The organism is Tepidiphilus olei (genome assembly GCF_006980705.1).
Lineage (GTDB): Bacteria > Pseudomonadota > Gammaproteobacteria > Burkholderiales > Rhodocyclaceae > Tepidiphilus > Tepidiphilus olei.
The window spans coordinates 100,571-112,727 of sequence record NZ_SBHO01000008.1; the positions used below are offsets into that span (position 1 = coordinate 100,571).

Sequence of the window (12,157 nt, forward strand, 5' to 3'; positions counted from 1 at the left end):
GACATCCATGAACATCATGAACCCGAATGCAACCCGGGTCGGCAGCTTGCTAGGCAACGGCATGACCTTGAAGCAGTTCCGCGACGGCATTCTCGAGCGTACCGCCAAGACCGGTCACTACAACGGCCTCAAAAAGCTCGAGCTGCGCGAGAGCGATCCGATCCGCTACGAGAAGCTCTTCTCGAAACTGCGCGGCGGCCTGGTGCATGCCCGCGAAACGGCGAAGAAGATCGCCGCGAGCCCCATCGTCGAGCAGGAAGGGGAGCTGTGCTTCACCCTCTACAACCCGGCTGGCGACTGCGTGCTCACTTCCACCGGCATCATCATCCACGTCGGTACCATGGGCGCGGCGATCAAGTACATGATCGAGAACGATTGGGAGAGCAATCCCGGCATCAACCCGGGGGACATGTTCACCAACAACGATTGCGCCATTGGTAATGTCCATACTTGCGATGTTGCCACAATCGTACCCATTTTTGTTGAGGGCAAACTTGTTGGATGGGTGGGTGGAGTCACTCACGTGATCGATACGGGTGGAGTTGCTCCTGGTTCTATGTCAGCTGGGCAAGCATCTCGTTTTGGAGATGGCTTCGTTGCTACTTGCCGAAAAACGGGAGTTATTAACCCGGCAGCAAAACACCCGATTGAACGATGTATTCCATGGTTTTATGCTTGAAATAGCCTTTTACCCGCTCCGGCGTGTGTTGCACATACTGCAGGAAGGCATTCGCTTTTTCTCGCAGCGTCTGCTTGTCGCGGGTGCGGTCGAGCCGCCGCAGCTCGGTCTTGAGGTCACGGTTGAGCAGCTCATCAGGGTTGAGCTCGGGGGCGTAAGGTGGCAGGTAGAAGAGTTCGATGCGCTCGAGATTCGCCTTGACCCACTCGCGTACCGCCCGGGCGTGATGCACTGCAAGGTTGTCCACGATCACGAAGGCCTTGCGCGGGGCGGTATCCGCCACCAAACGCTCGAGAAAGCTGCGGAAGCGCTGCGCGTCGATGGCCTCTTCCTGCAGGGCAAAGTGCATCCGCCCCTGGTTGGTGAGCGCCGAGATCAGGGTGAGCTTCGTGCGTTGCGAGGCCTGCGCCAGCACCGGCGTCTTGCCCGGCGGGGCGTAGCCCCGTACCCAGTGTGCGTCTTGCTGTACCGCCGTCTCATCGGCCCAGTAGATCACGGCATCTTCTTTCTTGGCCCGCTCGGCGATCTGGGGATAAACCTCTTGTTGCCATCGCTGCAGCGCCGCCGCATCCTGTTCGATCGCCCGTTTCATCGGCCGCTGCGGCCTCAAGCCCCAGCGATGCAGATACAGGCCCACCGTGCGAATCGGCAGCGTTACGCCACACAGACGGGTGATGAGCGCACGCACCGCCTCGCGTGTCCACAGCGCCCGTTCGATGCCGTGCTGCGAGGGCGTATCGTGCAGCAGCACCTCCTGGATCCGGCGTTCTTGCTCCGAGCTCAGCCGCCTGCCCTCGCCCTGGGCCCGCCCACGGCGCCGGTCTTGCAGCCCCGCTTCTCCTGCCTGCTGATAGCGTTTGGACCAGCCCAGTACCGTCGTCAAATGCACTTGCACCAGCCGCGCGATCTCCTTCCACGTCAGGTTCAACTCCTCACGCAGCCGTATTGCCATGCGGCGTTTCTCCTCCAGCACTTCACGAGGCAGCTTACGGGTGTCGATCTTTTCCATGATCATCAAATCTCATGAAAAGAAACGGATTGGGTTATTATATCGTAAGTCATATTGCCGGGTTAATAATGACGTACCCTTGCGTGATTGGCTACATGAAAGCCAGCGTTCAGTTCGTACGACAAAATATTGGATTCTCGATGAACGCACTCGAATAGCTGGTTGCCATATGGTACGTGATCTTATTCAAGAGGTCATTGAAGAAGAAGGGTTAGATGCCTATGAAAAATTTACCTATGAAGTTATCGAAGAAGGACGTAGGGGTTTGCAGAATCGCATCAAAGCCATGACGATTCCTGGTAAATACAGAAAAGTTGCTTTTATTGATGTACCACATGGGCATGAAGATTTCGATACTCCTTCAGAGTATGCAAAAGTAAATACTATCATGCATTCACCTTGTGAAATGACGATTAGACCTGATGGAACGTGGAAACTTGATTTTGAAGGGGCTAGTCGTTGGGGATGGCATCAGTTCAATGCAAATCAGGTTGCATTTACCAGTGGGATATGGGTGATGATGACCCAGACCCTAGTTCCGACGCAACGAATAAATGATGGTGCTTATTATGGGACCCAATTCCGATTGCCGAAAGGAACGTGGATGAATCCCGATGATCGTCGAACAGCTCACGGATGTTCTTGGTATTTTCTGATGTCTGGATGGAGCGCCTTATGGCGTGGTTTGTCACAATCCTATTTCAGTAGAGGATATCTAGAAGAAGTTAACTCTGGAAATGCATTAACAACCAACATTTTACAGGGCGGTGGAATGTTGCCTAATGGTGAGGTACATGCCGTCAATAGTTTCGAGATGGCTGCATGTGGTACTGGTGCCTGTGCGATAAAAGATGGTTTAAATCATGCCGCTGCTATTTGGAACCCCGAAGGTGACATGGGAGATATCGAGATTTGGGAGATGATCGAACCTCTGCTGTATCTTGGTAGAAATGTCAAAGCAAATACGGGTGGATATGGTAAGTACCGCGGTGGCTGCGGTTTTGAAACCTTGCGTATGGTATGGAATGCCAAAGATTGGACAATGTACTTTATGGGAAATGGTTATATGAATGCTGACTGGGGGTTGATGGGAGGCTACCCATCCGCAGTTGGTTATCGTTTTGAGGCCCATGATACTGGTATCAAAGAAAGGATAGAAGCCAATGAAACGATCCCATTGGGGGGTGACTTGAACCCGGGTGCACCAACTTATGAGCAACATATCAATGCAACTGCTAGAGTAAAACGAGATAAGCAAGCAATTACGACTGAAAAATGCTTCAAGGATTATGATTTGTATCTTAATTACCTTCGTGGAGGTCCAGGATTTGGTGATCCGATTGACAGGGATCCTAAAGCGATAGCTCAGGATTTGAACAATGGCCTTCTTCTTCCGGATTACGCCAGGAAAGTTTATGGCGCTGTATTGATCCAGGACGATAAAGGAATATGGTCCGTCGATCCTGAAAAAACGGCAAGCAGACGAGCGGAAATCCGTAAAGAAAGACTTCGCCGGGCGGTTCCTGTGAAAGATTGGATGCGCGATGAAAGAGCGCGTATTGTGACGAAACACGCAAATGCGCCGGTACGGCACATGTATGCAACGAGCTTCAGTTTGTCGAAGAAGTTCTATGCTGATTTCAAAAAATTCTGGGATTTGCCGGTTGATTGGGAGCTCACTGAAGATGAGCTTGAAGTGCCTTCTTATGGTGCCCACTATCGTATGGATCTCAGCAAATTACCCGATGTGCATCCTGTGGTGCTCGTTGAAGAATAGTGATTAAATGTTACGGCGGGCATTTTTATGCCCGCTCAAATTGCAGAGGAGACAAATAAATGAGTGCTTATACAAAAGAGCAGGTGGCCAAATTAGTCGACGGTCGACTTGATTGGGATACGGTTTTTCGCATGCTTTCAATGCCAAAAGATGCGGAACGATTTAGTCTTTATGTAGAAGTGCTGCAGGAGCGACTCGGCTGGAAGGACAAGATCATCCTGCCTCTGGGGCCGCATCTCTACATCGTGCAGACCGCCGCCGACAAGCGCTGGGTGACCAAGTGCGACTGCGGCCACGAATTCTGCGACTACCGCCAGAACTGGAAGATGCACGCCGTCATCTACGTGCGCGACACGGAAGAGGCGCTCACCGAGATCTATCCCAAGCTGATGGCCCCCGATCCCGCCTGGCAAGTGTATCGCGAATACTACTGCCCCGAGTGCGGCACGCTGCACGACGTGGAAGCGCCCACGCCGTGGTACCCGGTGATCCACGACTTTGAACCGGACATCGAAGCGTTCTATAAAGAATGGCTGGGGCTGCCGGTACCGGAGCGGGCGCTGGACTAACGTGCATGCGCGGCGCCTCCCATCGCGGTGCTGCGCATGTCTTATGATTTTTTGATATATAATAGAAGCTATAATGATGGTAAAGTTTGACAAATTCTTCTTCCCTTTTGCCCGTGGCTACCGTTGCTTCCGCTGAAGATTGGTGTAAGCTTATGTGGTGACATGGGTTTTTGTTGTCTCTGAACAAGAACGAGAGCCGCTGCACATTGTCATCTCGTCGATCTGGGGGGAGGAGCAGATGGGGGTTCGAGCACAGAGGCAGAGGGAGTCATTCCCTGAGCCAGAAAAAGAGCGCGCGGTGATGACGGCATGGGAGCGCTTCCTTGCCGGCGAGCGCGAGCCCGTGTTTTCCTTGCGAGACCTGGTCGCACGGTCCTGGGAGCGATGTCGGCGCTTCGCGGTCGATCCGCGCCAGGTGGCTGCTCCCCCGCCGATCGCCGAATCTTACCTCGAGGAGATCAAGGCAGGGCAGCGTGAGCTGTTGCAAGCGAGCGCGCCGGTGATGGCCTGTGCGCGGGATTTTTTGCGCGAAACGGGCACCGTAATGTTGCTTGCTGATCCCTCATGTACGATCTTAACCATGGAAGGGGATGCTTCCACCCTTGATGCGGCCCAGATTGTCCATTTGCAACCAGGGGTGGGGTGGGGCGAGGAAAAGTGTGGTACCAACGCTATTGGTACAGCTTTGACGTTGGCGCAGCCGGTACAAATTCATTCCGCAGAGCATTTTTGCGCTGGATTTAAGCGCTGGAGCTGCGCCGCGACGGCGATCCGCCACCCCCACGACGGCGAGATCCTCGGCGTGCTCGACGTCTCCGGCCTATCTCATTCCTTCAGTCGCCAGAGCTTGGCCCTCGTCGTCACTGCGGCGCAGCGCATCGAGAGCCGCATCACGATGCAAGAGATGGAACTGCGCTATCGCTTGCTCGAGGTGGCGCGATCCCGCAGCCACAGTGATGGTCTACTCGTCGTCGATCGACGGGGTTACCCCATCTGGGCGAGCGCAAATGCCCGGGCGGCGATCGAAGCCTTGGGGGGAGTGATCGATTTTTCCCGTCCTTCCCGGCTCGTCGGTCCCATGAACTCGGCGCGAGATACGCCAACCGTGCCGCCCTGGTTGCGCCCCGAATGGATGGAGGCGATTGTCGATCAGGGCGAGCGTCTCGGCGCCGTCGTTCATCTGCCTTTGCCACGGGTGGGCCGGGCGGCGCGTGGCACCAGCGAGCGTCAGTACCTTCCCAACGAAAGCGTGCCCCATGCCTTTGCCGGTATCGTCACCGCCGATCCGGCGATGCAAGCATTGATCCACAAGACCGATCGTCTGGCGCGGGCCAAAGTACCAATTCTGCTACTCGGCGAGACGGGGGTTGGCAAGGAAGAGTTCGCCCAGGGCATTCACCGCGCCGGTCCTCACGCCGTTGGTCCTTACGTCGCGCTCAACTGCGGCGGCCTGTCACGCGAACTGCTCGCCAGCGAGCTCTTCGGCTATGCCGAGGGCGCATTCACCGGGGCGCGTCGTGGTGGCATGGTCGGCAAGATCGAGGCGGCCCACGGCGGCACGCTCTTCCTCGACGAGATCGGCGAGATGCCGCTCGATTTGCAGCCGCATTTGTTGCGGGTGCTCGAACGCGGCGAAATTTATCGCCTCGGTGAAAACACCCCACGCAAGGTGGATTTTCGCCTGATCGCGGCAACGCACCGTGATTTGCGCCGCGAAGTGGAGGAAGGGCGTTTTCGCATGGATCTCTTCTACCGCATCGCTGTGACCACCGTCATGATTCCTCCCCTGCGCGAGCGCAAGGGGGACGTGGCGGTACTCGCGGCACATTTCGTCGCCCACTTCGCCGGCCGGCATGGACTTCCCGCCAAACCCTTGAGCGAGGAGGCACTCACCTGTCTGCAGCAATACGCTTGGCCGGGCAATGTCCGAGAGCTGCGCAACGTGATCGAGAGCGCTTTGTTGATGAGCGAAGGAGAATGGATCGAGAGGGATGATCTTCCGCCGGAGATTTGGCAGGGGAGTGTTCCGACCGACGAAAAACTTGCCACCGCCGAGGGAGACCGTCCCTTGGAGGGGACGATTACCCTGATAGGGGCGGAGAAAATCGCCATCATGCGCGCGATCGCCACGCACGGCGGCAACCTGACGCGGGCAGCGGCCGACTTGAAAATCGCCAAGAGTACGCTCTATGAAAAGGTCAAGCGCTACGGCCTCGGGCATGCCGTCGTGAGGACGAGAGGCAAGAACTGACCACAGTTTTACAGTAATGAGGAATAATGGAAGATGGCGGTTATCGATACTCCCGAAATCATTTGGACCCCGTCGCCGCAGCGTATCGCCGAGGCGACCTTGACGCGGTTCCAATCCTGGCTGGCGCAGGAAGAAGGCTTGCGCTTTGCCGATTACCATGCTCTGTGGAATTGGTCGGTGACCGACTTGGAGGGATTTTGGGCAGCGATCGCCCGCTATTTCGCGCTGCCGTTGGAGGGATGGGACGGGCGCGTGCTCGTCGACCGACGCATGCCCGGGGCCCAATGGTTTCCTTCGGCGAAAACGAATTACGTGCATCAGGTGTTTCGCCATGCCACGGCAGATCGTCCGGTGATCGTATTTCGCAACGAGCGCGGCCAAGGCGGTGAGCTGTCGTGGTCGGAGCTGCAGCGACAGGTGGCTGCGCTCGCCGCGTGGTTGCGCGCTGCGGGCGTGCGCCCCGGCGATCGGGTGGCGGCATATCTGCCGAACGTCCCCCAGACGGTGGTGGCATTTCTTGCGAGCGCCGCGGTCGGGGCGATCTGGTCGGTGTGTTCGCCGGACATGGGCGCTCCGACCGTGCTCGATCGCTTTCGCCAGATCGAGCCCAAGGTCTTGATCGCCGTCGACGGCTATCAATGGGGCGGCCGTCCCTACGATCGGCGCGAGACGGTGCGCGCCCTCCTCGAAGGCTTGCCCAGTGTCGAGCGTACCCTCGTATTGCCTTATCTAGACCCACAGTCCCCTTCCTTGGGGGTACGAGGCGAGGCACCTTGGGATGAAGCGGTTGCAGGTGATGTGCCGCTGCACATCGAGACCCTACCCTTTACCCATCCCTTGTGGATCGTCTATTCCTCGGGCACGACGGGCCTGCCCAAGCCCATCGTCCATGGGCACGGCGGCATCATGCTGGAAAACGTCAAATTGGTGGGTCTGCACCTCGACGTTGGCCCGCGTGATCGCTTCAACTGGTATTCGAGCACCGGCTGGATCATGTGGAATTGCCAGGTGGGCGGTTTGCTGACGGGCGCGACCCTGGCGCTCTACGACGGTAGCCCCCATTGGCCGGATTACGGCGCCTTGTGGCGTTTCGCGGGCGAGGCCGGAGTTACTTTTCTCGGGGCGGGGGCAGCCTTCTACGCTGCCTGTGAGAAAGCGGGCATCGTGCCGCGCTCCGAGGCCGATCTGAGTCGGTTGCGCAGCGTGGGTTCGACCGGCTCGCCCCTGTCGCCGGAGAGCTATCGTTGGCTGGCAGCGCAGCTCGGCCCCGACGTATGGATCAATCCGATCTCCGGAGGAACCGACTTCGCCGGCGCCTTCGTCGGCGGTGTGCCGACCTTGCCCGTCTACCTTGGTGAGATGCAAGGTCGTTGCCTCGGCGCACGGGTGGAAGCGTTCGACGAACACGGCAATCCCTTGATCGACGAAGTGGGCGAGCTCGTGTGCACCGCCCCCATGCCGTCGATGCCATTGTATTTCTGGAACGATCCCGAAGGCAAACGTTACCGCGAGAGCTACTTCGAGATGTATCCGGGCGTGTGGCGCCACGGCGACTGGATCCGCATCACCCCGCGCGGCGGGGTCATCATCTACGGGCGCAGCGATACGACCATCAATCGCCACGGCATCCGCATGGGAACGAGCGAAATCTATCGCGCAGTGGAGAGCCTGCCCGAGGTGCTCGACAGCCTCGTGGTCGATCTGGAATACCTCGGTCGCGAAAGCTACATGCCTCTTTTCGTCGTTCTGCGTCCCGGGGTGGAGCTCGACGAGACGCTGGTTGAGCGCATCAAGCAGACCATACGCACCAACGTCTCGCCGCGGCATGTGCCCGACGAGATCTTTGCCGTGCCGGAGGTGCCGCGCACCCTTACCGGCAAGAAGCTCGAGCTGCCCATCAAGAAACTGCTGCTGGGCTTTGCGCCGGAGAAGATCCTCAATCGCGATGCCATGGCCAATCCCCAGAGCCTGGATTGGTTCTTGGAATTTGCCCAACGACGCAGGGAAGAGGTCGAAGCTTCCGATTCGGCGTGAGGGGTGGCGCCCGAAGGATGTGGCGCATTTGAGATAAGGAGAACGTTATGGCGAAAAGGGAGTTTCGCGATTTTCGCGAATTTTATGCGTTTTATCTGGATGAGCACCGTGATCCTACCTGCCGCCGTCTGCATTTCGTCGGCTCTTTACTCGTTTTGGTGGTCATTGCCTACGTCTTGCTGACGGGGCATTTCCTGGCGCTCTTGCTGGCACCCGTGGTCGGCTATGGTTTCGCCTGGGTCGGCCATTTCTTCTTCGAGAAGAATAAACCGGCGACTTTTACGTATCCCCTCTATAGCTTGATGGGGGATTGGGTGATGTTCCGGGATATGCTTTTTGGAAAAATAAAATTCTGAGCGGAAGCTGAACGAGTAAACCCCTCGAGATTCTTTCGCCGGAGAGAGTGTGTCTCGACGACGTGTTGTGCGAGCACTACGAGCGCGTGGTAGGCAAGGACCATTGTGTGTCTTGCGAAGGGTTGAAGTTGCAAATCCCGGCCGATCGCTATCGCATGAACTACGTCAAGGTCGATGTGCACGTGCAGCGTCGATCGACGAGCCGGGCACGGTCTTCGCCGCGTTCGCCGTACTGGCTGGGCGTTCCGAGGGGAATCTCGGTCGCGGCGCGGCGCGTCAGGGCGATCTCGGCACCCGTGGTGACCTCGCTGCACGAGCGTGTCATGCCACCCAGGAATGGATATCTCGCCCCCGTTGCTGCGCCAAATTGCACGAGACGTCGGCTTGACGATCGAGGCGTTCCGGGAATATCGACGATAGGGCCGCTTTTGCCCTGCGTCCGCTCCATCACGATCAAACTATTTTGGCCCGCGACAGCCCCCTCAATGCGGTCTGAAGCTGATGGTGCCGTGGTTGTTCAGAAAATCGAGATCGAGTTCGCCGGCCCGGGTGGCGGGCTGGCTTTGTGCCTTCACTCGGGCATGCGCTGCGGTCAGCTTGCCCAGCATGTGCAGGTGCTGCATGCTCAGCAACTGACAGTAGACCAGCGGCAGCGCTCCGGCCTGGTGGATGCGGTACAGCGCTTCGCCCTGCAGGGCGTTGAATGCGGCTTCATCGATGCGGTACAGCCCTTGGACGGTCTTCTCTCCCTCTTCGGTCTCGAGGGTGATGGACCACGGTTGGATCAGCCCTTCAGCGGCGAGTGCGGCGCACAGGCGCGCAGTGAGCGTGCGGTTGGCTTGCACCTGCTGCAGGAAGTTCAGCACGTCTTTGACCGGCTGGCTGGGCTGACCCTGCTCGTCGAAGAACGGTTCGCCCTCGCTGTCCGAGAGCAGGCCGCTGTCGGCATCCACGCACAGCACGAGTTGGTCGTTTTCAGCATTCGCCAGGGCGAAGGGGTAACTCCGGTAGATCGCCGGGATATATCCACCCAGCCAGCGGCCGTCGGGGGCGACGAAGAGGTTCTGACCGGGGTGCAGACCCTGCACCGCTACAGGGATGAACTTGTCGTCTTGCGCGACGAAGGCAATCGGCAGCGTCATACAGGCCTTGGGCAGCTCCTGCATCACCAGCGGGGCAACGGCATCCATCGATGCAAAGGCGTAGCTGTCGTAGCGCTTCCAGCGCAGATGCGCGTGCGCGCTTTTGGTCACGGCTTGGTAGTTCGGCATTCAATAAGCTCCTTTTGTCCTTTCAGTGGCGCATTCCAGCCGAATGCGCGCAGGAGAAGAAAAACCCCGCCCTTCGGGCGAAGGGCGCATGCGCTTACGCCACTCCCAGGCTCTTCAACAGCGGCAAGCGTTTCTCAGCGAACTCGCTGGCCTGTCCGGAGAGCTCGGCGAGGTTGTCGTCGGGGGTCTCCAGTGGCTTGCCTTCCTTGACGAGGCGCTGGCCCTGGGCGGCGAGCAGGCTCCAGGCGAAGCGGGCCCAATCTTGTAGGGTTTTGTGGCCGCTTTGGCGGGCGAGCAGAAAGAGCTGCTCGAAGCGGCTCACGGGGACGCCCCCGCCGGTGACGGGGCTAGCGAGCTGGCCGAGGGTTTTGGGTTTGTGATCCCCTAGTTCGTCAAGAATGGGCACGTAGATGGCTTCTTGCAGGTTGGCTTCGCCGAGGCTGCCCGTGACCTTGAGACTTGCTCGATCGCGCGGGACGACGAGAACGAGGCGCTCGCTGCGCAAGGCCTCGGCTTGCTCCAGCATGCTCAGCCTGCGCGCCCCCTTGACCCAGTAATCACGGCGGAACTGCTGGTTGACCATAAAGTCGCGGGTGGTCTCGCGGAACATGGGGTCGGGTATGTCCCGCAGCAAGGCTTGCTGCTCGGCGGTGAGGTTGATGGCCTCGACGTGGTCCAGATAGTGCGCGGAGCAGGCATATTGCATCTTGGCGCCAGTCAGCCACTCGGCCATGGTGGCAAAGTGCATCGGGTGCCAGTCGCGGTTGAAGTATTCGTGTGCCAGATAGTGGCGGTTTTGTTCCTTGAGTTTCTTGAAGCGCTCGCCCACCAAAGGATTGGCACGGCTGAAGAGAGGGTTGGTGGCCAGCAGTTTCTCGGCAAAGGCGATGGCGCCATCGATGCGGCTGACGATGCCCGTGCCTGCGGCGCCCATGGCTTGGGCGTGTTCGGCCATCAGGTGGCGCATGGGAGCGAAGCTGGCCCAGCCGGGCAGGGTGTTGTAGCTGATATAGAGCACGCCGCCGACTTTGAGCTTACGGCGGATGAAGTCGACGATGACCGCTCGGTTGTCGTCCGAAATCCAGCTCCAGATGCCGTGCAGGCCGATGTAATCGAAGTCGGGCAGGTCGGGCCGGTGACAAAAGTCGGCAAAGGCTTGGTCATAGAGCTTCGCGCCCGCACCCGATGCAGCCGCCAGCTCCTGGGCGAAGCTGGCCTGGCTGGGATTGAAGTCGGTGCCGTGCCATTGGGTCACCGAAGCGGCGGCGTGGCAATTGACCGACAGTCCCTGGCCGAAGCCGAGTTCGCAGGCTGATCCCACCTCGGGAAATACCAAGCCCTGGTTCAGAAACGCCAGCTTGATGCGCAGGGGATTCAATTCGTTGTAGTAGCCGTAGGTGTAGCCAATGTCGGCCACGTAGCCGGCGGTCCAGTCACTCATTGTTTGTCCCTTCTGGTTCATCGATGCGCTTTTTTCTCTGGAAGATGTCGTCGAGTACTTCCTGAGGACGTCACCTCGCCCGCTCCGGGATCCACAAAGCGCGGGGGAATCGCATCGTCGCCTTGCGTAAAGAGCCCGGCCAGCGCCTTGAACGATTGCCCCTCTTGCGCCTACAGTTCCTCGCAGGCGCCCAGCTCTGGCGCTGGGGATACCGCTTGCAGGGCAAAAAGCCTAAAAGCCTCGCCGTGTCTACGTCCAACCCCCTCTCGACTTTGTTGTCATCCTCAGCTGCCTTGCCTACGGCTACGGCAAGAAGCCATTGTAGCCGCGAACGCGCCCGCGCGAGCGGGTTTGTTGTCGGCGCTCGTGTGGGCCCGTAGAAGGCTTGCTGGCGGGTTTCCAAGGGGAAACCCGCTGCCGAGGCGCTGCCGGGGGCCTTTGCGGGGCTCTGATGCCCGTGTGGCCATCGACGTAGCGCCGTCGGCCAGCTTTTAAGGGTGCCTTTGTTTTTTCCTGGTTGCATTGGCCTGAAAACTCGCTAAAATTTGATTCCTTACTTCATTACTTTCGGAGATTGCCATGCTGACCAAGCGCACGAGCAAGAACCAGGTCACCTTGCCCAAGGCCATCGTCCAGAGCGTGGGCGAGGCCGACTACTACGACGTCACGGTTCAGGACGGCAAGATCGTGCTGACGCCGGTTCGCCTGCAGCAGGCCGACGCGGTACGGGCCAAGTTGGAGGAACTGGGCATCACGCAAGATGACGTGGC

The 12,157-nt window shown here is 58.6% G+C and carries 9 protein-coding genes and 2 pseudogenes; 7 read left to right on the plus strand and 4 right to left on the minus strand.

Features of this window, described 5'->3' with window-relative positions:
* Positions 1-7: 7 nt before the first annotated feature.
* Positions 8-622, plus strand: a pseudogene (locus EPD80_RS09260) (hydantoinase B/oxoprolinase family protein); the annotation flags it as partial.
* A gap of 1 nt (position 623) precedes the next feature.
* Here EPD80_RS09260 and EPD80_RS09265 read toward each other — a convergent pair.
* On the minus strand, positions 624-1,694 hold the full coding sequence (locus EPD80_RS09265) for an IS630 family transposase (RefSeq protein WP_221928935.1): 1,071 nt from the start codon (positions 1,692-1,694) through the stop codon (positions 624-626).
* Between the two features lie 14 nt (positions 1,695-1,708).
* On the opposite strand from EPD80_RS09265, the pseudogene EPD80_RS09270 reads away from it, so the two are divergent.
* The 5 genes and pseudogenes from EPD80_RS09270 to EPD80_RS09290 all read left to right on the plus strand — a co-directional run.
* A pseudogene (locus EPD80_RS09270) lies at positions 1,709-3,465 on the plus strand (hydantoinase B/oxoprolinase family protein); the annotation flags it as partial.
* 59 nt (positions 3,466-3,524) lie between these two features.
* Entirely contained in the window at positions 3,525-4,034 is a 510-nt protein-coding gene (locus EPD80_RS09275; protein WP_142811278.1) for an acetone carboxylase subunit gamma, read from the plus strand.
* 301 nt (positions 4,035-4,335) lie between these two features.
* The gene (locus tag EPD80_RS09280; RefSeq protein ID WP_260677390.1) at positions 4,336-6,285 is read left to right on the plus strand and encodes a sigma-54-dependent Fis family transcriptional regulator; all 1,950 of its coding nucleotides are present in this window, start codon (positions 4,336-4,338) and stop codon (positions 6,283-6,285) included.
* 33 nt (positions 6,286-6,318) lie between these two features.
* Positions 6,319-8,319, plus strand: a complete 2,001-nt coding sequence (locus EPD80_RS09285) for an acetoacetate--CoA ligase (protein ID WP_142811282.1) — start codon at positions 6,319-6,321, stop codon at positions 8,317-8,319.
* A 47-nt stretch (positions 8,320-8,366) separates the two neighbouring features.
* Entirely contained in the window at positions 8,367-8,675 is a 309-nt protein-coding gene (locus EPD80_RS09290) for a DUF962 domain-containing protein (protein ID WP_142811284.1), read from the plus strand.
* A gap of 160 nt (positions 8,676-8,835) precedes the next feature.
* On the opposite strand, the gene EPD80_RS11360 is transcribed toward EPD80_RS09290, so the two are convergent.
* The 3 genes from EPD80_RS11360 to EPD80_RS09300 all read right to left on the minus strand — a co-directional run bounded on the left by EPD80_RS11360 (position 8,836) and on the right by EPD80_RS09300 (position 11,387).
* Positions 8,836-9,000 (minus strand): hypothetical protein, encoded by a 165-nt coding sequence (locus EPD80_RS11360; RefSeq protein WP_185957757.1) that lies wholly within the window; start codon positions 8,998-9,000, stop codon positions 8,836-8,838.
* Between the two features lie 157 nt (positions 9,001-9,157).
* A complete protein-coding gene (locus EPD80_RS09295) occupies positions 9,158-9,946 on the minus strand; it encodes a SapC family protein (RefSeq protein WP_142811286.1) in 789 nt (262 codons plus the stop codon).
* A 94-nt stretch (positions 9,947-10,040) separates the two neighbouring features.
* Positions 10,041-11,387: a class I SAM-dependent methyltransferase gene (locus EPD80_RS09300; RefSeq protein WP_142811288.1), complete on the minus strand. Its 1,347-nt coding sequence runs from the start codon at positions 11,385-11,387 to the stop codon at positions 10,041-10,043.
* A gap of 579 nt (positions 11,388-11,966) precedes the next feature.
* Between EPD80_RS09300 and EPD80_RS09305 the strand changes: the two genes are divergently transcribed.
* A partial coding sequence (locus EPD80_RS09305; RefSeq protein WP_142811290.1) for an AbrB/MazE/SpoVT family DNA-binding domain-containing protein occupies positions 11,967-12,157 on the plus strand: 191 nt, incomplete at its 3' end.